The sequence below is a fragment of the Rhodoferax ferrireducens T118 genome (assembly GCF_000013605.1).
GTDB classification, from domain to species: domain Bacteria; phylum Pseudomonadota; class Gammaproteobacteria; order Burkholderiales; family Burkholderiaceae_C; genus Rhodoferax; species Rhodoferax ferrireducens.
Genome location: NC_007908.1, coordinates 2,279,328 through 2,300,990, shown reverse-complemented (window position 1 = coordinate 2,300,990; position 21,663 = coordinate 2,279,328). Strand labels below are relative to the sequence as shown.

Annotated in this window: 19 protein-coding genes and 1 tRNA gene; 12 read left to right on the top strand and 8 right to left on the bottom strand. The window is 59.0% G+C overall.

From position 1 onward, the window contains the following. Nucleotides 1–15 precede the first annotated feature (15 nt). A complete protein-coding gene (gene murJ, locus RFER_RS10735) occupies nt 16–1,581 on the bottom strand; it encodes a murein biosynthesis integral membrane protein MurJ (protein ID WP_041790564.1) in 1,566 nt (521 codons plus the stop codon). 85 nt (nt 1,582–1,666) lie between these two features. Here murJ and rpsT point away from each other — a divergent pair, with 85 nt between their 5' ends. The 3 genes from rpsT to argF all read left to right on the top strand — a co-directional run bounded on the left by rpsT (nt 1,667) and on the right by argF (nt 4,453). After that, entirely contained in the window at nt 1,667–1,969 is a 303-nt protein-coding gene (rpsT, locus tag RFER_RS10730; RefSeq protein ID WP_011464414.1) for a 30S ribosomal protein S20, read from the top strand. A gap of 308 nt (nt 1,970–2,277) precedes the next feature. Beyond that, entirely contained in the window at nt 2,278–3,492 is a 1,215-nt protein-coding gene (locus RFER_RS10725) for an aspartate aminotransferase family protein (protein ID WP_011464413.1), read from the top strand. 52 nt (nt 3,493–3,544) lie between these two features. Then, nucleotides 3,545–4,453 (top strand): ornithine carbamoyltransferase, encoded by a 909-nt coding sequence (argF, locus tag RFER_RS10720; RefSeq protein WP_011464412.1) that lies wholly within the window; start codon nt 3,545–3,547, stop codon nt 4,451–4,453. A 63-nt stretch (nt 4,454–4,516) separates the two neighbouring features. Here the strand turns inward: argF and RFER_RS10715 are convergent. The 5 genes from RFER_RS10715 to RFER_RS10695 all read right to left on the bottom strand — a co-directional run bounded on the left by RFER_RS10715 (nt 4,517) and on the right by RFER_RS10695 (nt 8,163). Next, nucleotides 4,517–4,606, bottom strand: a tRNA-Ser gene (locus RFER_RS10715). 106 nt (nt 4,607–4,712) lie between these two features. Beyond that, nucleotides 4,713–5,843 (bottom strand): branched-chain amino acid ABC transporter substrate-binding protein, encoded by a 1,131-nt coding sequence (locus RFER_RS10710; RefSeq protein WP_011464411.1) that lies wholly within the window; start codon nt 5,841–5,843, stop codon nt 4,713–4,715. A gap of 126 nt (nt 5,844–5,969) precedes the next feature. Next, nucleotides 5,970–6,272 carry a hypothetical protein gene (locus tag RFER_RS24080; RefSeq protein WP_011464410.1) on the bottom strand — a complete coding sequence of 101 codons (303 nt, stop codon included), beginning with the start codon at nt 6,270–6,272 and terminating at the stop codon, nt 5,970–5,972. Then, nucleotides 6,272–6,706 carry a DNA polymerase III subunit chi gene (locus RFER_RS10700; protein ID WP_011464409.1) on the bottom strand — a complete coding sequence of 145 codons (435 nt, stop codon included), beginning with the start codon at nt 6,704–6,706 and terminating at the stop codon, nt 6,272–6,274. Before RFER_RS10700 ends, RFER_RS24080 begins: the two co-directional genes overlap by 1 nt. Before the next feature lie 17 nt (nt 6,707–6,723). Continuing rightward, nucleotides 6,724–8,163 carry a leucyl aminopeptidase gene (locus tag RFER_RS10695; protein ID WP_011464408.1) on the bottom strand — a complete coding sequence of 480 codons (1,440 nt, stop codon included), beginning with the start codon at nt 8,161–8,163 and terminating at the stop codon, nt 6,724–6,726. Nucleotides 8,164–8,302: 139 nt separating this feature from the next. Here RFER_RS10695 and lptF point away from each other — a divergent pair, with 139 nt between their 5' ends. The 9 genes from lptF (at nt 8,303) to RFER_RS24075 (ending at nt 16,428) form a co-directional block, all read left to right on the top strand. Next, entirely contained in the window at nt 8,303–9,424 is a 1,122-nt protein-coding gene (lptF, locus tag RFER_RS10690; RefSeq protein ID WP_011464407.1) for an LPS export ABC transporter permease LptF, read from the top strand. Continuing rightward, nucleotides 9,421–10,527 (top strand): LPS export ABC transporter permease LptG, encoded by a 1,107-nt coding sequence (gene lptG, locus RFER_RS10685; protein ID WP_011464406.1) that lies wholly within the window; start codon nt 9,421–9,423, stop codon nt 10,525–10,527. The genes lptF and lptG overlap by 4 nt, the downstream gene beginning before the upstream one ends. Before the next feature lie 34 nt (nt 10,528–10,561). Continuing rightward, the gene (locus RFER_RS10680; RefSeq protein WP_011464405.1) at nt 10,562–10,933 is read left to right on the top strand and encodes a sirohydrochlorin chelatase; all 372 of its coding nucleotides are present in this window, start codon (nt 10,562–10,564) and stop codon (nt 10,931–10,933) included. 76 nt (nt 10,934–11,009) lie between these two features. After that, the gene (locus tag RFER_RS10675; RefSeq protein ID WP_011464404.1) at nt 11,010–11,963 is read left to right on the top strand and encodes a CysB family HTH-type transcriptional regulator; all 954 of its coding nucleotides are present in this window, start codon (nt 11,010–11,012) and stop codon (nt 11,961–11,963) included. Between the two features lie 30 nt (nt 11,964–11,993). Continuing rightward, entirely contained in the window at nt 11,994–13,154 is a 1,161-nt protein-coding gene (locus tag RFER_RS10670; RefSeq protein WP_011464403.1) for a pyridoxal phosphate-dependent aminotransferase, read from the top strand. Between the two features lie 361 nt (nt 13,155–13,515). Continuing rightward, nucleotides 13,516–14,412, top strand: coding sequence for a c-type cytochrome (locus tag RFER_RS10660; protein WP_011464402.1), 897 nt, complete (start codon nt 13,516–13,518; stop codon nt 14,410–14,412). A 102-nt stretch (nt 14,413–14,514) separates the two neighbouring features. Next, nucleotides 14,515–15,597: a PQQ-dependent sugar dehydrogenase gene (locus tag RFER_RS10655; RefSeq protein ID WP_049765645.1), complete on the top strand. Its 1,083-nt coding sequence runs from the start codon at nt 14,515–14,517 to the stop codon at nt 15,595–15,597. Between the two features lie 154 nt (nt 15,598–15,751). Then, nucleotides 15,752–16,186, top strand: a complete 435-nt coding sequence (locus tag RFER_RS10650; protein WP_011464400.1) for a hypothetical protein — start codon at nt 15,752–15,754, stop codon at nt 16,184–16,186. 65 nt (nt 16,187–16,251) lie between these two features. Beyond that, nucleotides 16,252–16,428, top strand: a complete 177-nt coding sequence (locus RFER_RS24075) for a PQQ-dependent sugar dehydrogenase (RefSeq protein WP_166485839.1) — start codon at nt 16,252–16,254, stop codon at nt 16,426–16,428. Here the strand turns inward: RFER_RS24075 and RFER_RS10645 are convergent. Further along, entirely contained in the window at nt 16,406–17,791 is a 1,386-nt protein-coding gene (locus tag RFER_RS10645) for a sodium-dependent transporter (protein WP_011464399.1), read from the bottom strand. The genes RFER_RS24075 and RFER_RS10645 overlap by 23 nt on opposite strands. After that, nucleotides 17,788–21,624 carry an ATP-dependent RNA helicase HrpA gene (gene hrpA, locus RFER_RS10640; RefSeq protein ID WP_244095872.1) on the bottom strand — a complete coding sequence of 1,279 codons (3,837 nt, stop codon included), beginning with the start codon at nt 21,622–21,624 and terminating at the stop codon, nt 17,788–17,790. The genes RFER_RS10645 and hrpA overlap by 4 nt, the downstream gene beginning before the upstream one ends. Nucleotides 21,625–21,663: the final 39 nt, after the last annotated feature.

Below are 21,663 nucleotides of genomic sequence, written 5' to 3'. Positions count from 1 at the left end.
CAGCACTGACCCCGCTCAGCGCCGCAAGAACTGGCGCAGCTTCAGGCCCGCCGCCCAGATAGCTGCAAAATATATAGCGCCAGCGCCAATAAGGACGAGGGCTAGAAGCCAAATTCTCTTGAAACTCTCGCTACGCAGCTGGGTCCAGGCAAAAGCACTATTGGCCCACATCAAAAAGACAGCCAGCAAAGCGCAGGCGGCAATCACCTGCAACACAAAAGCGCCCCAACCCGGCTCGGGCTTGTAGCTGCCACGCCGCATGAGGCCCACAAGCAGCCAGCCGGCATTGATCATGGCGCCGATGCCAATTGACAGCGTCAGCGCGGCATGGGCAAACACAGGCACCAGCACAACGTTGAGCAACTGCGTGATGATCAACACGGCAACCGCTATGGTGACCGGCGTTTTGGTATCCTGGTTGGCGTAATACCCCGGCGCCAGGACCTTGATGGCCACGATCCCGATCAAGCCGACGCCCCACCCCATCAGTGCGTAAGTAATTTTTTGCACGTCCAAGTCAGTCATGGCACCGTAGTGGTACAGCACGGCCACCAGCGGCATCGGGAACACGATCAGCGCCACCGCGCACGGTACGGCCAGCAGCACCACCAGGCGCAGCCCCCAGTCCAGCATGGCGGAATATTTCGCCTTGTCTCCCGCTGCGCGGGCCAGTGCAAGCTGGGGCATCAGCACCACGCCCATGGCGACACCGAGCATGGCCGTGGGGAACTCCATCAAGCGGTCGGCATAGGTGATCCAGCTCACGCTGCCGGGCGCCAGATGCGAGGCGATCTGGGTGTTGATCAGCATTGAGATGTGCGCCACGCTCACCCCCAACAAAGCGGGTCCCATCAGGCGCAGGATGTTCTTGGTGGCGGGATCAGCCCAAGCCGCGCGCAACACACGCCAGCGCAGACCGATGGCGGGGGCGAGACCGAGTTTTTTCAAGGCCCACCACTGCACACCCAGTTGCAGCACGCCACCGAGCAACACGCCACCGGCCAGCGCGTAAATCGGCTCCAGCCCCAGGGTCTTGAACCAGGGCGCACCCAGCCACGCCGCGACAATCATGCACAGGTTCAACAACACCGGCGTGGCGGCCGGTACGGCAAAATGCTTCCAGGTATTGAGTACACCCGCGGCCAGCGCCACCAGCGACATGAAGGCAATGTAGGGAAACATCCAGCGCGTCATGACAATAGCCACCTCAAAGCCGCGCGGGTCCTGTTGCAGGCCACTGGCCATGGCCCACACCAGGGCCGGCGCTGCCGCCACGCCGATGACGCTGAGCACCAACAGAGCCCAGGTCAGGACCGTGGCGGCATGGTTGATCACGGTTTGGGTGGCCGCCTCGCCGTGCTGCGCTTTGGAGGCCGCCAGCACCGGCACAAAGGCCTGACTGAAGGCGCCTTCGCCAAAAAAGCGGCGAAACAGGTTGGGGATACGAAACGCGACATTAAACGCGTCCGTCATGGCATTGGCGCCAAAGGTCGATGCAATCAGAAGTTCGCGCACCAACCCGGTAATGCGTGACACCAGTGTCAGCAGGGAAACAATAGAAGCAGATTTGAGGAGACTCACCGCCCGAAGTGTAGCTGCGTCAGACCAGCACCTGTTAGAATCGCAGGCTTTGCTGGCAACATCCTCAGACACAAGGAACTAAATTATGGCATCTGGAAAACCCAAGAAAAAGAACCCGCGCCTGGCGTCGGGCCGTAAACGCGTCCGTCAGGACGTCAAAATCAACGCTGCAAACACCTCGCTGCGTTCCAAATACCGCACTGCGGTGAAGAACGTGGAAAAAGCGGTTGTCGCTGGCGACAAGGCCAAGGCAACCGAGTTGTTTGCCAAGATGCAAGCCGTGGTTGACACCGTGGCAGACAAAGGCATCTTCCACAAAAACAAGGCTGCTCGTGACAAGAGCCGTCTGTCGACCAAGGTGAAAGCCCTGGCCGCAATCGCCGCCTGATTTTTCAGGCAAATCGCACGGATTGATTTTCTAGAAAGTCGATCCGCCGTTTGTAACGGGTGCGCTGTCAGCAAAAGCAAAAGAGCCGTCGAAAGACGGCTTTTTTGTTGGAACACCTGTCTGAAACATCGAACGCATCGCAGTGATGTCAAATTGTCAAAAAAGCAGACAGGCCAATGGCCATAAAATCACGCTTCAACGGCCCAACCCACGTTGGGCCGCTTTATTTTTGAGCCTTGGAGGAACAGTCCGCAGCGTCGCAGCACGAGCTGGCTCTGTCCCCAACTGATTGGATGAAGTTTGAAACCATGAATGCATCTTTCATTGAAGCCGCATCGCCCCACGTCATGAACACCTACGGTCGTTTGCCCATCGCCCTGTCGCATGGTCAGGGCTGCCGCGTTTGGGATGTCAATGGCAAGTCGTATCTGGACGCGCTCGGCGGCATTGCCGTCAACACCCTGGGCCACAACCATCCCAAGCTGGTGCCAGCGCTTCAAGACCAGATCGGCAAAATCATCCACAGCTGCAACTATTACCACGTGCCCAACCAGGAAGTGCTGGCCAAAAAATTGGTCGAGCTGTCGGGCATGAGCAATGTCTTTTTCTGCTCCACCGGTCTGGAAGCGAACGAAGCCGCCTTGAAGCTGGCGCGCAAATTTGGCCATGACAAGGGCATTGAGCGGCCTGAGATTGTGGTTTACGAGAAGGCCTTTCATGGCCGCTCCATCGCCACCCTCAGCGCCACCGGCAACCCCAAGGTGCAGGCTGGTTTTGGCCCGCTGGTGGAAGGATTCATCCGGGTGCCGATCAACAGCATCGAAAGTCTTCAAGCCGCGACCGAAGGCAACACAAACGTGGTGGCCGTGTTTCTTGAGGCCATCCAGGGTGAAGGCGGCATCAACCCCATGCACATGGACTATCTCAAGGCGGTACGACAGCTGTGCGACGAGCGTGACTGGCTGCTGATGATTGACGAGGTGCAGTGCGGCATGGGCCGCACCGGCAAATGGTTTGCCCATCAATGGGCGGGCATCGTGCCTGACGTGATGCCCCTGGCCAAGGGCCTGGGCTCGGGTGTGCCAGTCGGTGCGGTGGTGGCAGGCCCCAAGGCCGCCGCCATTTTTCAGCCCGGCAACCACGGCACTACTTTTGGCGGCAACCCGCTGGCCATGCGGGCGGGGGTCGAGACCATTCGCATCATGGAAGAAGAGGGTCTGCTTGAGAACGCAGCACAGGTGGGCAAGCATCTGGCGGCAGCCCTCGCGCTTGCGCTGTCTGCCGAGCTGACCTCCGGCGCCATCAAGGAAATTCGGGGGATGGGTTTGATGATCGGGGTCGAACTGGCAAAACCCTGCTCCGCCCTGGTCCAGCAATGTGCCGACAACGGCCTGCTGATCAGTGTTACCGCCGACACCGTCATCCGCCTGGTGCCGCCACTGATCATGAGCGCGACCGAAGCCGATGAAGTGGTCAGCATCCTGTGTCCGCTGATCAAGCAGCTTTTGACTGACGCCAGCTGAAGAACGCCGACAACCGCCCACTGCTTCCTACCCTGCCCTGCGAGTACCCGCAATGAAACACTACCTGCAATTCAGCGACCTCACTGCCCTCGACTACGCCTACCTGTTTGAGCGGGCCGCCCTGATCAAGAAGAAGTTCAAGGCCTACGAAAAGCACCACCCGCTGGCTGATCGAACACTGGCCATGATTTTCGAGAAAGCATCCACCCGCACGCGGGTCAGCTTTGAGGCCGGCATGTACCAGATGGGCGGCAGCGTGGTGCACCTGACCACCGGCGACAGCCAGCTGGGCCGGGCCGAGCCGATTGAAGACAGCGCCAAGGTGATCAGCCGCATGGTCGATCTGGTGATGATCCGCACCTTTGAGCAGACCAAGATAGAGCGCTTTGCCCAACACTCGCGCGTGCCGGTCATCAACGGCCTGACCAATGAATTCCACCCGTGCCAGATTCTTGCCGACATCTTCACCTACATCGAACACCGCGGCTCCATTGCGGGCAAGACGGTTGCCTGGGTCGGTGACGGCAACAACATGGCCAACACCTGGCTGCAAGCGAGCGAAATTCTCGGCTTCAAGGTGCATGTCAGCACGCCCGGTGGCTATGAAGTTGACCAGTCCATCGCCGGCCTGCGCTCGAGTGACAGTTACCGGGTGTTTCAGGACCCGATGCAAGCGTGCGCCGGTGCCGACCTGGTCACCACCGATGTCTGGACCAGCATGGGTTTTGAGGCCGAAAACGAGGCCCGCAAAGTGGCATTTGCTGACTGGTGCGTGGACCTGGACATGATGCACGCGGCCAAGCCGGACGCGCTATTCATGCACTGCCTGCCCGCGCACCGGGGTGAAGAAGTGCAAGCCGAGGTGATTGACGGCGCGCAATCGGTGGTGTGGGAAGAAGCAGAAAACCGCATGCACGTGCAAAAGGCGCTCATGGAGTACCTGTTACTGGGACGTCTGTGAATGTGAGCCCGGCAAAAGCCGCATGAAATACGGGCCTCAAAAGGCCCGTATTCACTTATCAACTGGCGGAGCAGGGGGGATTCGAACCCCCGGAGGGTTTGACCCCTCGCACGCTTTCCAGGCGTGTGACTTAAACCACTCATCCACCGCTCCAGCACTCGCAATTTTAACCGAGCAAAGTCTGATTTCCCCTGCACGAGCCCAAGGGCCAAGAAAAAAGCCATCCGAAGATGGCTTTTTTTTCCGCTGCAGAACTGGATCAGTTCAAGGCTGCTTTTTTTCCACCCTTGTAGGTGTAGATTGTCATAGCCGGATTCTTCAACTCGCCATTCGGCTCGAACTGCACATTGGTGGTAATACCTTTGTAATTGGTCTCAGCCAATTTGGGGAGATAGACCTTGGGGTCTGCACTGCCAGCGCGCTTCATGGCGTCAACAATCACATTCACGGCGTCGTAGACATAAGGGCTGTAAACCTGAAACTGGCCGGGATACTTGGCGTCGTAACGTGCCTTCCAGGCTACACCACCGGGCATTTTGGCCAGAGAGGCGCCGCCTTCAGCGCAAATCACGTTTTCAAGTGTCTTGGCGCCAGCGGACTGTTTGATCAGATCCTGGGTACAGATACCATCACCGCCAAAATACTTGACATTGTTGAGACCGAGTTGCTCCATCTGACGCAACATGGGACCAGCTTGTGCGTCCATGCCGCCAAAGAACACGCCATCCGGATTTTTGCCCTTGATGGCCGTCAGGATCGCCATGAAGTCAACCGCCTTGTCAGTGGTGAACTGCTCATCAACAATCGTGATGCCTTTGGATGCGGCTGTTTTCTTGAAAATATCAGCGACCCCTTGGCCATAAGCCGTACGGTCATCAATCACGGCGATGCGCTTGAGCTTCAAAGTGTCAGCGGCGTAGAAAGCCAGGCCCGCGCCGAGCGAGTTGTCGTTGGCCAGCAAGCGGAATGTCGTCTTATAGCCGGGTTTGGTCAAATTGGGGTTGGTCGCCGATGGCGTGACCATGGGAATACCACAATCATGGTAAATCTTGGATGCGGGAATTGTGGTGCCCGAGTTGAGGTGACCGACCACACCATTTACTTTGGCGTCGCACAGTTTTTGTGCAACCGCTGCACCTTGTTTGGGATCGGCCGCATCATCTTCAGCCACCAATTGCAGCTTGACTTTCTTGCCTGCGATCACGACGCCTGCGGCGTTCAGATCGTCAACTGCCATCAGGGCGCCATTCTCGTTGTCCCGGCCATAAGTCGCCTGGGCACCGGAAATCGGAGCAACGTGCCCGATCTTGACGACCGTCTCCTGGGCCATGGCAACACCGGCAGCGGCTGCAATGGCAGCCACCACAGTAATTTTCAATTTCATTTGCATAGACAACTCCATTAATTTAAAAAAAATGTGAATTAAATAACTCCACACCCACCACGATAACGCAATTTCTGCGCCAGAAACATAGGGTAGACACCGAGCCGGTCTGCTAATGCCACATAATTTTTGCTAATGATCATCTTCTCGCAACGCCATCGCCTCAGCCACGGCTTGTTGCACGACAAGCGCCAGTTCTGCCCGAAGACTCAACTGCAAGGTGTGAAGTTGTTCCGTCACCAGGTTGCGAAGCATGGCGTCGGCGTCCTCGCGCAAACGACAATCAAGCACCCGATCGACCCGCTGCATCACGGACTGGATGATTTCATCAACGTCCCGGCCTGTCGACGGCGCTGTCCTGACCAATGAAGCTGGTTCTACCACCTCCGTCAGGGTGGGTACAAAACGAGGCAAATTTCGGGGTATTGTGTTCATCAGTACGACGTTTTCAAAGCCAGATCATGACGTGTGATGACGTAGCCACGATCGGCATAACTTTTCCAGCGGCTTCGCGCCGACTGACGATCTTCGTCCTCCTGGCCGACCACCTCGATGACACGCTCAAAGCGCTCAAACCCCTCGGGCACAAGTTGGCCAAGGTTGAGAAGCACCTGCTGGTGGGGCACCGCATGGGTGGATGTCGACAAAATCACGGGCGAAGCGGCAACGACGTGTGACTCACTCTCCAGAAAACAATGTGGCACAAAATCAACGGCTGAAAACGTCCAAAGGGCGCGGTCCAGTTGCTGCAGCACGTCCGGCGAACCTATCACCACAAGCTTGGCACCACTTGCCGCGGCCTTGCGCAGCAGACGGCAGGCATAGGCGACCCGGTCGGGTGCATTGAAGTGAAAGGCCACCTCAGTCATTGGTCATGTCACTTTTTTTATTTGGCTGAAGTGAGCAGGTATTCCAGCAGCAGCGCCACAGGGCGACCCGTGGCGCCCTTGGCCGTCCCGCTTTTCCAGGCCGTGCCGGCAATATCCAGATGCGCCCAAGGAAATTTCCCTGCAAAACGCTGCAGGAACTTGGCGGCGGTAATGGCGCCACCCGCGCGCCCTGCCACATTGGCAACATCGGCAAAACTGGTTTTGAGACCTTCGGCGTAATCGTCGTCCAGCGGCAGTCGCCAGCACAAGTCAAGCGAAGATTCCCCGGCCGACACCAGGGCCGCAGCCAATTGATCATCGGCCGAAAAAAGACCACTGCGCACGCCACCAAGCGCAATCACACAGGCGCCGGTCAAGGTGGCAATATCAACCACGGCACGCGGCTTGAAGCGCTCGGCATAGGTCAATGCGTCACACAACACCAAACGACCCTCGGCATCGGTATTCAAAATTTCAATGGTCTGACCACTCATGCTGGTGACCACGTCGCCGGGTTTGACTGACCGGCCATCGAGCAAATTTTCGCAAGAAGGAATCAAACCGATCACGTTAATCGCGGGCTTGAGCTGCGCCAACGCCAGAAAGACGCCCAGCACACTGGCCGCACCCGACATATCAAACTTCATCTCGTCCATGTCAGCTGCGGGCTTGATGGAAATGCCGCCGCTGTCAAAGGTGATGCCCTTGCCCAGCAGGACCGTCGGCGCCGCGGACTTTTGTGCACCGTCATAGCGCAACACAATGAAGCGCAGCGGTTCTTCCGAGCCTTGAGCGACCGCCATGAAAGCGCCCATCCCCAGCCTTTCCACCTGCTTGGGGCCCAGCACTTCACATTTGATGTTCGCAAGCTTGGCCAATGAACGCGCGGCACCCGCCAGCAGCGCAGGCGTGGCGTGGTTAGCGGGTCGATTGGCCCATTCTTTGGCGAACTCAATACCGGTGACGGCGGCCACGGCCCGATCAAAAACCGGCTTGAACCCGGATGAATTTGACACAGCCACGACAACGCGCTGGATCACCCGGCCCTCCGGCTTGGACTTGGTCGTGGTAAACACATAGCTGGCTTCAGCGGCGGCGGTCACGGCGGCACGCAGTGGCGCTTCTTGCGGTAAGGCGGCAAAACAAATCACGAGCTTTTTGACGTTGCCCGCTTTGACCGCCAACACGGCTGCTTTCACGGCCTTGCTGACCTCATTGGCTGAGCCTTCCCCAACATTCGCCAACACAGCGCGTGCGCAAGCCAATCCGGTTGGGCGGTACAAAACCAGCGCTTTGCCAGACTGACTCTCCAGGTCACCCGCTTTCAATGCTTGCGCCACCAATATGGATAAATTGTCTTTCCCCGGCTTAAAGGAAGTCGCGAGCAACACAATCAGAGCGTCGCACTTCTCCTTGGCGGCACCGTTCAGGTCGAGGGTTTCAAGTTCAAAGTTCATAATCCATACTTTTAATCAGTTGAGGACAGAGCTGGCTCTCCAGGCGTAGCTGCAGTCGGTCCCGCAAAGTTTCACAATAGTCCAAGAGAGCGTTGGCTCGCTTTACGCAGCTGCAGTCTGTCCCACAAAATCGCAACCGATGTTATTCCATTCTTCCATCCGCAAGGAACTGGCGCGCAGTTTTGGTGCGACGCTGATTGTGTTGGCGACGGTGGTCATGACGATGACACTGATTCGCACCTTGGGGCAGGCCTCGCGTGGCAGCTTCAATCCGTCTGACGTGATGCTGGTCATGGGTTATACAGTGCTCGCCTACATGCCGACCATTCTCACCATGAGCCTGTTTATTGCCATCATCGCCACTTTGTCACGCATGTACCGTGACAGTGAGATGGTGATCTGGTTCAGCAGTGGCAAGGGTCTGGCTGCTTTGCTTGGCCCTTTGTTCCGCTTTGCCTGGCCCGTGTTGCTGGTGGTAGCGGCTCTGGCCTTGTTGGTGCTGCCCTGGTCGAACCAGCGAATCGAAACCCTGAAGGATCAATATGAAAAACGGGGCGATATTGAACGTATTGAACCCGGTCAATTTCAGGAGTCGGCCGGCGGTAAAAGGGTGTTCTTTGTTGAAAAGGACGCCACCGGGAAGCAGGCTGGCAACAACGTGTTCATCGCGACCAACGAAGACGGCAAGGAGACCATCACTTCCGCTCGCCGCGGCCGGATCGAGACCATTGGACAAGACCGGTTTTTGATGCTCAGCAACGGACAACGACTGGAGAGCGTGCTTGGCACGTCGGACCTGAAAATCAGTGAGTTTGAAGAATACGGCATCAAGGTCGGGAAAGACGTTCTCAGTGGCAGCAATTACGTCCCCATCAATACCCAGCCTACTTTGGCATTGTTCAAGAATCAAACCCTGCCGAACCTGGCGGAATTGTCATGGCGCATCGGTTTGATTTTGGCGGCCATCAATTTTGTAATCATTGGCATTGCCGTTTCAGGCGTTAATCCACGCGTTGGGCGCAGCGCCAACCTGGTGTTTTCCTTGTTTGCCTTCGTCTTGTATTACAACCTGTTAAGCCTTGGCCAAAGCTGGATAGCCTCCGGCAAGTTCACCTTCGGCTGGTTTTTAGCGGTGGTGCATGGTGGCGCCTTGGTACTGGGCATCCTCTGGCTGGCCAAGGGGCATAACAACTGGCGCTGGCGCTCTTTGCCGGGCGCGCCCACTTTGTCCACCTCAACGTTGCGAAAGACACCCACTTGAAGACCCTGCGGCGCCTGATTTACGGCGAAGTGCTTTATGCGGTGGCTTTTGTCACCCTCGGCTTTCTCTCCCTGTTTTTCTTTTTTGATTTTGTTGAAGAAATCCAGGCGGTTGGACGTTATTCGGAAGCGGGCTACCGGCTCGTCCATGCCCTGACTTTTGTGGCGCTGATGATTCCGAGTCACTTGTATGAGCTATTGCCCATTGCCGTTCTCATTGGCACTATTTTTGTCATGGCACGCTTGGCGCAAAGCTCTGAATTCACCATATTGCGCACCAGTGGGCTGGGACCGTGGCGTGCCTTGAAAGCCTTGTTGCTGCTGGGTTTGGGATTTGTCGTGTTGACGTTTGCCATTGGGGATTACATTTCCCCTCCGGCAGACCGCGCGGGGCAGCTCCTCAAGGCCCGTTACCAGGGCAGCATCACGGTCGGTCAAACCGGTGCCTGGCTCAAGGAACAGCAGACCAACGCGCAATACGCCGTCAACGTCAGCGCCATGGCGCCGGATGGCAGCATGCGCGGCGTGCGGGTTTTCGAATTCGACAACCAGGGTTTCCTGATGTCCACCTTGCAGGCCGAAAGCGCCCAGTTTGGAGCCGATGACGCATGGAACCTCAGCCGCGTGAGCCGAACCGAGTTCCCGCCGCGTGATGCCGACACGGCACGCATTGATCGCGCCCAACTGGACAGTTTCAGGTGGCCCAACCAGATCAGCGCGGAGATGGTGGCGGCGGCGCTGCTCAAACCCGAACGCATGAGCACGATTGACCTGTTTCAGTACATCCAGCACCTGCGAGCCAACTCGCAAGTGGCTCAGCGCTACGAAATCGAGTTCTGGAAAAAGGTTTTCTATCCCCTGAGTTGCCTGGTCATGGTGGTGCTCGCCCTGCCCTTTGCCTACCTGCACTTTCGCTCGGGTGGCATTGCCACCTATGTCTTTGGCGGCGTCATGGCGGGCATCAGTTTCTTCTTGCTCAACAACGTCTTTGGCTACATGGGCAACCTGCAAAACTGGCAACCATGGCTAACCGCGGCGCTGCCGGGCATGATCTATCTCGTGCTTTCCCTGACTGCCTTTGGGTGGCTGGTCCTGCGGCGCTGACGTCGGCGCAGCGGTCAATGTGAGTGACATCTTGATGCAACCTCCTATGGTGCGCGGCACCATCCTGCTGGCGCACGGCTCGCGCGACCCCCTATGGCGCAAGCCAATTGAAGCGGTGGCCCAGCGGATGCGCGCCGTGGCCCCTGCGGTGCAAGTGCGCTGCGCCTACCTGGAACTCTCGGCTCCCAGTCTGCCCGACAGCGCGACAGAATTGGCAGCCCTGGGTGTCACGTCGATCACGGTGGTTCCGGTCTTTTTTGGCCTCGGCAAGCACACACGGGACGATTTGCCACTGCTGATGGCGGCGCTGCAGGCCAGCCATCCACAGTTGGCGTTCGATCTGAAGCCAGCGATCGGAGAGGACGCACAAGTCATTGAGTTGATCGCACGAATAGCCCTTTCGTGAGAATTTGGCCTTCGATGATGCGTTTTAACGCGATTGGGTAGGGCATAATAAATTTCATTCTTAGTTGAAATTCGATATGAACTTACACCAATTCCGCTTTGTGCAAGAGGCTGTCCGGCGCAACCTCAATCTGACCGAAGCGGCCAAGGCGCTGCACACGTCCCAGCCAGGCGTCTCCAAAGCCATCATTGAGTTGGAAGAAGAGCTGGGTATTGAAATTTTTGCCCGTCACGGCAAACGCCTCAAGCGAGTGACCGAGCCGGGTCAGCATGTTCTCAAAAGCATTGAGCTCATCATGCGGGAGGTGAGCAATCTCAAACGCATCGGTGAGCAATACAGTGCCGAAGACAGCGGCACCCTGTCGATCGCCACCACCCACACGCAGGCGCGCTATGTGCTGCCGGAACCCGTGGCCAAGCTGCGCCAAGCCTACCCCAAGGTCAATGTCAGCCTGCATCAGGGCTCGCCGGACCAGGTGGCGAGAATGTTGATTGATGAAGTGGCCGAGATCGGCATTGCCACTGAATCGTTGGATAGCTATTCCGAGCTGGTGACCTTACCCTGCTACGAGTGGCAGCATGTGCTCGTATTTCCGGTGGGCCACCCCTTGTGTCTGAAGGAGCACCTGACCCTGGAAGATATTGCCCACGAACCCCTGATCACCTACCACCCGTCTTACACCGGGCGCACCAAGATTGACCACGCCTTTGCCACCCGCAAGTTGGAGCCCCGCATTGCACTGGAGGCGATTGACTCGGACGTGATCAAGACCTATGTGCGCCTGGGCCTGGGCATCGGCATTGCCGCGGAAATGTCGGTGCGTGACGTGGTGGCCGAGGGCGCCCAAAGCGATCTGGTCGTGCGCCCCGCCGGGCTTTTGTTTGGCCAGAATGTGGCGCGCGTCGCCTTCAAACGTGGCGCCTACCTGCGCAATTTTGTTTACAAATTTGCCGAATTGCTGAGCGACCGGCTGAGCCGTGATCTGGTGGCACGTGCCATGCTGGGTCATGTTGATGACTACGAACTGTAAAAACCACTCCATTTCGAACTAGTAAATACCATGGGCATCACAAAAACCCCCTCTCTTCAGACCAAACTGCCCAACGTTGGCACCACTATTTTCACCGTCATGTCCGCGCTGGCGGCGGAAAAAAATGCCGTCAACCTGGGACAGGGCTTTCCCGATTTCAACTGCGACCCCAAGCTGGTCGATGTGGTGACCGACGCCATGAAGCAAGGCCTGAACCAGTATCCGCCCATGACCGGCGTGCCGGTATTGCGCGATGCGATTGCGGCCAAAATCAAGGCGCTGCACGGGCGCGACTACAGCGCTGCGAGCGAAATCACCGTCACGGCCGGCGCCACGCAAGCCATCATCACCATCATCCTGGCGGTCGTCCACGCGGGCGACGAGGTCATCGTGCTGGAGCCTTGTTACGACAGCTACGTGCCCAATATTGATCTCGCTGGCGGCGTGCCGGTGCGCGTGCCTTTGACACCGGGCACCTTCCGCCCCGACTTCGACAAAATCGCGGCAGCCATCACGCCGAAAACCCGCGCCATCATCATCAACTCGCCGCACAACCCCAGCGGCACGGTGTGGACGGCGGACGAAATGCTGCGCCTGCAGGAAATTCTCGCGCCCACCAACGTCTTGCTGATCAGCGACGAAGTCTATGAACACATGGTGTTTGACGGCCAGCAACACCAAAGTGCTTCGCGCTTTCCCGGCTTGGCAGCGCGTGCCTTCATCGTCTCCAGCTTCGGCAAAACCTATCATGTGACAGGCTGGAAAGTGGGCTACGTGGCCGCCCCCGCCACCTTGACCGCCGAGTTTCGCAAAGTACACCAGTTCAACGTGTTCACCGTCAACACGCCGGTGCAATACGGCCTGGCGACTTACATGGCCGACCCGAAACCCTATCTGGAGCTGCCCGCGTTTTACCAGCACAAGCGTGATCTCTTCCGCAAGGGCTTGGAGCGCACCAAGTTCAAGCTGCTGCCCTGCGAAGGCACCTACTTCCAGTCGGTGGACATCTCGGATGTCAGCGACTTGGGCGAGACCGATTTTTGCAAATGGCTCACCTCGGAAATTGGCGTGGCCGCCATTCCGCTGTCCGCGTTCTATGGCAACGGCTTTGATCAGCGTGTGGTTCGCTTCTGCTTTGCAAAGAAGGATGAAACGCTGAACGCGGCCCTGCAGCGCCTACAGACGCTATAAATACAATAGCTGCAAGTGCCTATTGCACAGGGGCAAGAGCCTTATTTGGTATAAATTGTCAGGCAGTTGCCACAACGGCCCCACGATCTGCCCCCAGCTGCCGCAAAGCTTGTTCCATTTTCTGCTTGTGCAGCCAACCGCAGCTGATACGCAGAACAGGGTCAAAGCGCAGCGCGCTGGCCACATTTCCACTTCCCTGGCACAAGACCAACCACAAGCGGGCATTGATAAAACACAAGGTCGGTCGCAGTCGAGCACTCCAAAATCCACGACCATTTGTCAAATGGTGACTGCCCGGGTCTGAGCCAGCGGACAGACAATCCTTGCGACAGCAGTCTCAATGCGCCCAGGAGAATTGATCATGAAACGTTCACTCAAATGGTTTCTGTGGATTGTGGCCTTGCTGGTCCTGCTGCTGGCTGGCGCTGTGTTGATTGGCCTGCAGATGAGCGAACGCAAGCGCATGCGCGTCATCGCGGTCCAGGTCGCTCCTGTGCCGTACACCACGGACGCTGCTGCGCTGGAACGTGGCCGCTACCTGTTCCAGACGCGTGGTTGTGCCGAATGCCACGGTACGAACGGGGCCGGCCGTGAATTTGTCAATGATGGCAAAGGCACGCGCATCGTCGGCGCCAACATCACGCCGGCCGGTCGGGTGGCCAAGTACACACCCGAGGACTGGGTTCGCACCGTCCGCCACGGGGTGAAGCCGGATGGGCGACCGGTCATGGTCATGCCCAGCGAAGACTACAACCGGTTCACCGACACTGATCTGGCAGCGGTCGTTGCTTATGTGCGCAGTTTGCCGCCGATGGCCGGTGGCGGGGCCATCGTGGACTTGCCCCTGCCGGCGCGCGTCTTGTATGGCTTTGACATGATCCCGGATGCGGCGCAGCGCATCAACCACGCGCTGCCGCCCTCGACACCAGTCGCCTCCGGTGTGACGCCAGAGCACGGCTCTTATGTGGCCAATATGTGCATCGGCTGCCACGGCGAAAAACTCTCTGGCGGCAGGATTGCGGGCGGCCCGCCGGACTGGCCCGCGGCAGCGAACATCACACCGGGTGAAGGCAGCGCCATGGTGCGCTACAAGGACGTCGATGCCTTTGTGACCATGTTGCGAACCGGCAAACGCCCGGATGGAAGCCCGATCGCGGTGATGCCGTTTGGGTCGTTCTCGAAAATGAATGATGTTGACAAGCGCGCCTTGTTTGCTTTCCTGCAAACGGTTCCCGCCAGAGCGGCCGGCCAGCATTAAAGGGCTGGCGCAATGCCCTGACTGTTTGGATCCGGATGGAAGTTCAACATGCCTCGATCTGTCAGGACCAGCGCGCTTTGTTTAATCTTGCTGGTGGCAAGCATGGCTCACGTTGGCGCCCAAACGGTGCTCCCCGACGTGGTGGCCTCCGGCCTGCAAAACCCGTGGGCGGTGGCATTCCTGCCCGAAGGCCGCTACCTGGTGACCGAGCGACCTGGGCGCATGCGGGTGATCGAAGCGAACGGCAAAGTGGGTGCCCCGCTGGCCGGCGTACCCACGGTCGCCGCGGGGGGGCAAGGTGGCTTGCTTGACCTGCTGCTGGACGCCGACTTTGCCCGCAATCACACGCTGTTTTTCTGCTTCTCCGAGCCCGGCCAGACCGGCAACAGCACCGCCCTGGCCCGCGCGCGCCTGTCGGACGACCGCACACGGCTGGAAGAGGTCAAGGTCATCTTCAGCCAGAAGCCCAAGGTGGCGAGCAGCCTCCACTTTGGCTGCCGCGTCGTGGAGAGTCGACACGGCGGCAAAGCCGACGGCATGCTGTTTCTGACGCTGGGCGAACGCTTTGTGCGCAAGGACGACGCGCAGAAGCTGGACAACCACCTGGGCAAGATCGTGCGCATCCACAAGGACGGCCGCGTACCCGCAGACAACCCGTTTGTCGGTCGCGCCGGTGCCCTGCCCGAAATCTGGTCTTACGGCCATCGCAACATCCAAGGCGCCACCCTCGCCCCCGACAGCACCCTGTGGACGCACGAGCACGGCCCACAGGGCGGGGACGAAATCAACCTGATTCAGCCCGGCAGCAACTATGGCTGGCCGGTGATCACCTATGGCGAGAACTATGGCGGCGGCCCCATTGGTGACGGCATCACCGCCAAAGAGGGTATGAAGCAGCCGTTGCACTACTGGGTGCCGTCGATAGCCCCTTCGGGCATGGCGTTTCTGACCAGCGAACGTTATGGCCATGCCTGGGCCGGCAATCTGTTTGTCGGCTCGCTCAAGTTTGGCTACCTGGACCGCATCGAGCTGTCAGAGCCGTTCAAAGGAACAGTCGTGCGCGAGCACAAGCTGCTGGCCGATCTGGGTGAGCGCATCCGCGACGTGCGCCAGGGGCCGGACGGCCTGCTCTATGTGCTGACTGATAACGCACGGGGACAGCTCATACGGCTGGCGCCGCGTTGATTTCAATTTCGTCTCCTGCGCTCTGAAGTTTGAATATCAGGTGGTGAGGCAAATCATCAGCCTAGTTGCGTTTGCGCAAGTACGAAAGTTCTCTTCTTTATACGATTAATGGCCACTTGCCCCTCCACTATCACATGAAGAAAGAGAGCTCGCAATGAAACGCTTGCACATTTACCCGTTGCTGTTCAGTCTGTTGTTCTGCTCCACGGCTACTCTGGTCACCGCGCAGACTGACACCCCGGCCGCGACGCAGCTGACGCGTGAACAAGTCAAAAGAGATCGCGATGAGTTCGTCAGAACTCACAGTTATGACCCTGTCACTGAAAACTGGGTTCTGAAGAAAGGCATGGAGCCGCCCAGTGGCATGAAAACGCGCGCAGAGGTGAAGGCTGAGCGTGATGCATTCCTGCGCGCCCATCGTTTCGAGCCAGTGAGTGGCACATGGGTAGCAAGCGAGAAGCCGCGGGACAGGAGCACGATGACGCGCGCACAAGTTCGCGAAGAGGCTCGCCAGTTTCATCGCACGCACCAGTGGGACGATAACACCAGTTCCTGGGTTGAAAAGAAGGTCGATACCAAGAAGAAATAAGGGGATTGGCACGAGCCGGCGCCTTCAATGCGTTGGCCCGGGCGTCGTGCTTTGCAGCTGATCTCATGGGGCGCTTTACTTTCAGCCCAGTTGCGCCCACGCCTTTGCGCTCGGCCACCAGGCGCCCGTCTTACGGCCATCGCAACGTCCAAGGCCCCGCCGCAGCCCCCGACGGCATCCTTTGGACGCACGAGCTTGACCCACGGGGCCGGGGCGAAGTCAGAAGAACTTCAAGCCCTTGAGCATCACGACCAGGATCAACGCGGGCGAGACATAGCGCAGCAAGAAAAACACCGCCTGTGCCAACTTTTGGTTGTGCAGTTGACCGTGGTTGGTCAGTGAGCGGCTGAACTTGTCAACACCCCACACCCAGCCGACAAACAGCGCAATAAAAATTCCCCCGGCGGGCAGGATGATGTTGGACGAGACGAAGTCGAATAAATCAAACATGCTCATCCCGAACAGCTTGAAGTCAGCCAACGCGCTGTTGCTCAGCGCGCAGCTGGCGCCCAGCACAACCAGCAAGCCAATGGTCAAGAGCGTGGCCTTCGGGCGCGACAGGCCCAAACGCTCGTGCAAGATGACCACCGGCACTTCCATCAGCGACAGCATCGCGCCGGTGGCGGCGATGGCCGCCAGCACGAAGAAGACCACCATCAGCCACTGTCCCATCGGGATCTGGGAAAACACGGCCGGAATCGTGATAAAGACCAGCGCTGGTCCGGCGGCGGGCGCAAAGCCGAAGGTAAATACCGCCGGAAAAATGGCGATACCCGCCAGCATCGAGATGCACAAATCGGCGCTCATGACGCGCACCGTGGTGAGTGGGATGTTCTGATCGTCCCGGAAATAGCTGCCGTAGGTCATCATGGTCCCCATGCCGATCGACAGCTTGAAAAATGCCAATCCCATGGCCGTCAGCACCACCGACGCGGTGATCTTGCTGAAATCTGGTTGAAACAGAAAGGCCAGCCCTTGCAGTGCCTTGTCCAGCGACAGACTGACCGCGCACAGCAGCAACAGCAGCAGAAACAAGATGGGCATCAGCTTCTTGGTCATGGCCTCGATGCCCTTGGTCACGCCCAACAGCAGGATGCCACCAATAAACACCAGCACACCCCACTGCCACAAGAGCGACTGCAGCGGGTCGCTGATCAGCGCGTTGAAGGCGGCCTCGGTCACCTGCGGATCGCTGCTGAGAATGGAGCCGCGCATCGCCTTGAACACATAGGCGAAAACCCAGGCCACCACTTCGGAATAGAAAGACAGAATCAAAAAAGCGGCCAGCATGCCCGCCACGCCAATCAGCCACCAAGGCTGGCGCTTGGGCGCCAAGGCTTGCAGGGTGGAAATGGGGTTGGCCTTGGCCGCGCGCCCGAGCGAAATCTCGGCCATCATCACCGGCAGCCCGACCAGCAGCGTGGCCAGCACGTAAACCAGCAGGAAACCAGCCCCCCCGTTGGCGCCGGTCAGGTACGGAAATTTCCAGATATTGCCCAAACCGACTGCCGAGCCCAGGGTGGCCGCCAGCACGCCAAAGCCGGAGCTGAAGCCGGCCCGCGCCAAGCCCAGCTTGGGCCCGGCAGTGGAAGTTTTTTCATTCATTGCAATTGTCCCCAAGCCTTTTCCAGGCGTTTCACACTCACCGGTTGCGGCGTGCGTAGTTCCTGCGCGAAGAAGCTGACGCGCAGTTCTTCGAGCAGCCATCTGAATTCTTGCAGGCGCTCATCAAGCACGCCTTTGCGCTCGGCCACCAGGCGCCAGTAGCGCTGTTCCAGCGGGCGCAGCTCCGCCAGGCGGGCGGCATCGCGGGCCGGGTCGGCGCGGTATTTTTCCAGCCGCGCGGTGATGGCTTTCTGGTAGCGGGCAAAGTGCTGCAGCGGGCCCCACGGCGACAGGATGAGAAAGCGCTTGGGCATCAAGCGGGCCAGTTGTTGGGCGGCGTCCGCGGTGGCCTCCGGCGCATTCTTGGTGTCCTTGATCTTGCGGGCTGCTACTGAGTACTCCAGCAGAATGGTGGCGGCCAGGCGTGCCACTTCATTGGCGATCAGGGTCAGGCGTCCCCGCCCCTCTTCCACCCGCCGCTTGAACGCAAACTCGTCAGTGGGTAATGGATCGAGCAGAAAGGCCCGGTCCAACGCCACGGCGAGGATCTGTTCACGCAGTTCTTCAATGGTGCCGCCACCGCTGCCGTCGGCGCCCTTGCCCACCTGCATAAAGGTGACTGCCATTTTCTGCAGATCGGGAATGTTCTTTTCCAGGTACTTGAGTGCGTCCTTGACCGCCAGCGAAAACAGGCGGCGCAGGCCAGCGCGGTGTTTGGCGGCAGCCACGTCGGGCTCGTCAAACACCTCGATCATGACGGCGTCACCGGCATCGATCAGCGCCGGGTAGCCGATCAGGGTCTGGCCCCCTTTTTGGATTTCAAGCAGTTCGGGCAACTCGCCAAAAGTCCAGGCGGTGTGGCGCTGACCTGCGGGGGCGACCGGTGTTACTATATTTTTAATAGCTTCCTTTGTACTGTGGACGCGGGCTATAGGCTTATTTTCCTTAAAGACTGGGAGTGCGGCGGCGTCCTTGGCCATTTTGAGGCCGGCCAAGGCCTGGAACGCACCACGCGCCTTGGCACCGAGTTCGGCCTTGAGCGCACCCAGGTTGCGCCCGGTGCCGAGCTGGCGGCCATGTTCGTCCACCACCCGGAAGTTCATGAAGAAGTGCGGGCTGAGCATGTCGACCTTGATGTCGGCGCGAACAATATCGATCGAGGTCGCCAGGCGCACCAGTTTCATCACCGCATCCAGCAAAGAGCCGTGACCAAAGACCTCGGGGGCGTTCAGCGTTTCGGCCATTTTGCTGGCCGTGTCGGGCAGCGGCACCAGGCGCGAGCGCGGACGCTGATGCAGGGTTTTGATGAGTGCCTGAATTTTGTCTTTCAGCATACCGGGCACCAGCCACTCGCAACGCTCTTCGTTAACCTGGTTCAGCACAAACAGCGGCACCGTCACGGTCAGGCCGTCCTTGGCGTCGCCCGGTTCGTGCAGATAAGCAGCAGCGCAGTCCACGCCACCCAGACGGATGGTTTTGGGGAAGGACTGGGTGGTGATGCCGGCGGCCTCATGGCGCATCAGCTCTTCGCGCGTCAGCAGCAGGAGCTTCGGGTTTTTCTTGATCTCCTCGCGGTACCAGTTCTCGAAGCTGTGGCCGCTGCACACATCGGCCGGCAATTGCTGGTCGTAGAAGGCAAAAATCAGCTCTTCGTCCACCAGCACGTCTTGCCGGCGCGCCTTGTGCTCCAAGTCTTCCACCTGTTTGATGAGCTTCTGGTTGGATTCCAGAAACGGCAGCTTGGTTTCCCACTGCCCATCCACCAGAGCCTGGCGGATGAATATCTCGCGCGCCGCGACCATATCTACCCGGCCGAAGTTGACCCGGCGCCCGCTGTAGATGACGATGCCGTAGAGCGTGGCGCGTTCCAGCGCCGTGACCTCGGCCACCTTCTTTTCCCAGTGCGGATCAAGCAGTTGTTTCTTGAGCAAATGGCCGCCCACCTGCTCCAGCCATTGCGGCTCAATGGCCGCAATGCCGCGGCCAAACAGGCGCGTGGTTTCCACCAGCTCGGCGGCCACGATCCAGCGGCCTGGTTTCTTGACCAGATGTGCGCCCGGATGCGGATAAAACTTGATGCCGCGTGCACCCAGGTACTCGCCCCCTCCTCCCGGTTTATCGCCTTCAGTTTCCAGCTTGCAGCCGATGTTGCCCAGCAGGCCGGACAGCATCGACAGGTGCAGTTGTTCGTAATTGGCGGGCAGCGTGTTGAGGCGCCATTTGTGCTCGGCCACCACCGTGTGCAGTTGCGAATGAATGTCGCGCCACTCGCGCACGCGGCGGATGTTGACGAAGTTTTGTCGCAGCAACTGCTCGTATTGGCGGTTGGACAACTTGTGCTGCCCCTCCCCGCCCTTGCCGTCATTAATCCATTTCCACAGCCTCAGATAACCGCTGAACTCGCTCTTTTCGTCGTCGAACTTGGCGTGTGCCTGATCCGCCTGCTGCTGCGCTTCCATCGGGCGGTCGCGCACGTCCTGCACGCTGAGCGCCGAGGCAATCACGAGCACTTCATCCAAGGCACCGCGCTCCCGTGCTTCCAGAATCATGCGGCCGACGCGCGGGTCCAGCGGCAATTTGGCCAGCTCCTGGCCCATGGTGGTCAACTCATTGGCATCATCGACGGCGCCGAGTTCATTGAGCAACTGGTAGCCGTCGGCAATGGCACGGCCCGACGGGCGCTCGATGAAGGGGAACTCTTCCACCAAACCCATGCGCAGCGACTTCATGCGCAGAATCACCCCCGCCAGTGATGAGCGCAGGATTTCCGGGTCGGTAAAGCGCGGCCGACCATTGAAGTCTTTCTCGTCATAGAGCCGGATGCAAATGCCATTGGCGACCCGGCCGCAGCGCCCGGCACGCTGGTTGGCAGAACTCTGGCTGATCGGCTCCACCAGCAACTGCTCCACTTTGCTTCTGAAACTGTAGCGCTTCATGCGCGCCGTGCCGGCGTCAATCACGTAGCGGATGCCCGGCACGGTGAGCGAGGTTTCAGCCACGTTGGTGGCCAGAATGATGCGCCGCCCGGTATGGCCGTCGAAAATGCGGTCCTGTTCGGCCTGCGACAGGCGCGCAAACAGCGGCAGCACCTCGGCGTTGCGAAACACAGGCTGGTGGCTCAGGTGGCCGCGCAGGTGATCCGCCGCCTCGCGGATTTCGCGCTCGCCGGGCAGGAACACCAGAATGTCGCCACTGTTGTGCACGTCGCGCCACAACTCATCAACCGCATCGGCAATCGCACTATTGAGGTCGTAGTCGCGTGATTCTTCGAACGGCCGGTAACGCTGCTCCACCGGGAACATGCGGCCCGACACCATGATGACCGGCGCTGGACCATTTCTACTGGCAAAGTGATCAGCAAAACGTTGCGCGTCGATGGTGGCCGAGGTCACCACAATCTTCAGGTCGGGACGACGCGGCAGGATCTGGCGCAGGTAGCCCAGCAGAAAATCAATGTTGAGAGAACGCTCGTGCGCCTCGTCGATGATGATGGTGTCGTAGGCTTTGAGCAGCGGGTCGGTTTGTGTTTCGGCCAGCAAGATGCCATCGGTCATCAGCTTGACCGAGGTATCGCGGCTGAGCCGGTCCTGAAACCGCACCTTGAAGCCCACCACATCGCCGAGCGTCGTTTTCAGCTCCTCGGCAATGCGCTTGGCGACACTGCTGGCGGCAATGCGGCGCGGCTGGGTGTGGCCGATCAATTTACCTCTACCGGGAGGGTAGTTCAGCTTGCCGCGCCCCATGGCCAGGGCGATCTTGGGCAACTGGGTCGTTTTGCCCGAGCCGGTCTCTCCGCACACGATGATGACCTGATGCTGCTCCAGCGCGGCCATGATCTCGTCGCGTTTACCCGACACGGGCAGGGATTCTGG

Excerpts from the sequence above, each read along its gene's own strand:
- RFER_RS10700 (WP_011464409.1), bottom strand. The coding sequence starts at position 6,706 with ATGACTGAGGTGGCCTTTCACTTCAATGCACCCGACCGGGTCGCCTAT.
- lptF (WP_011464407.1), top strand. The coding sequence starts at position 8,303 with ATGTTATTCCATTCTTCCATCCGCAAGGAACTGGCGCGCAGTTTTGGT.
- RFER_RS10725 (WP_011464413.1), top strand. The coding sequence starts at position 2,278 with ATGAATGCATCTTTCATTGAAGCCGCATCGCCCCACGTCATGAACACC.
- RFER_RS10660 (WP_011464402.1), top strand. The coding sequence starts at position 13,516 with ATGAAACGTTCACTCAAATGGTTTCTGTGGATTGTGGCCTTGCTGGTC.
- RFER_RS10680 (WP_011464405.1), top strand. The coding sequence starts at position 10,562 with ATGCAACCTCCTATGGTGCGCGGCACCATCCTGCTGGCGCACGGCTCG.
- RFER_RS24080 (WP_011464410.1), bottom strand. The coding sequence starts at position 6,272 with ATGAACACAATACCCCGAAATTTGCCTCGTTTTGTACCCACCCTGACG.
- RFER_RS10645 (WP_011464399.1), bottom strand. The coding sequence starts at position 17,791 with ATGAATGAAAAAACTTCCACTGCCGGGCCCAAGCTGGGCTTGGCGCGG.
- RFER_RS24075 (WP_166485839.1), top strand. The coding sequence starts at position 16,252 with ATGGGGCGCTTTACTTTCAGCCCAGTTGCGCCCACGCCTTTGCGCTCG.
- RFER_RS10710 (WP_011464411.1), bottom strand. The coding sequence starts at position 5,843 with ATGCAAATGAAATTGAAAATTACTGTGGTGGCTGCCATTGCAGCCGCT.
- RFER_RS10650 (WP_011464400.1), top strand. The coding sequence starts at position 15,752 with ATGAAACGCTTGCACATTTACCCGTTGCTGTTCAGTCTGTTGTTCTGC.
- rpsT (WP_011464414.1), top strand. The coding sequence starts at position 1,667 with ATGGCATCTGGAAAACCCAAGAAAAAGAACCCGCGCCTGGCGTCGGGC.
- RFER_RS10655 (WP_049765645.1), top strand. The coding sequence starts at position 14,515 with ATGGCTCACGTTGGCGCCCAAACGGTGCTCCCCGACGTGGTGGCCTCC.
- RFER_RS10670 (WP_011464403.1), top strand. The coding sequence starts at position 11,994 with ATGGGCATCACAAAAACCCCCTCTCTTCAGACCAAACTGCCCAACGTT.
- RFER_RS10695 (WP_011464408.1), bottom strand. The coding sequence starts at position 8,163 with ATGAACTTTGAACTTGAAACCCTCGACCTGAACGGTGCCGCCAAGGAG.
- argF (WP_011464412.1), top strand. The coding sequence starts at position 3,545 with ATGAAACACTACCTGCAATTCAGCGACCTCACTGCCCTCGACTACGCC.
- hrpA (WP_244095872.1), bottom strand. The coding sequence starts at position 21,624 with ATGGCCGCGCTGGAGCAGCATCAGGTCATCATCGTGTGCGGAGAGACC.
- RFER_RS10675 (WP_011464404.1), top strand. The coding sequence starts at position 11,010 with ATGAACTTACACCAATTCCGCTTTGTGCAAGAGGCTGTCCGGCGCAAC.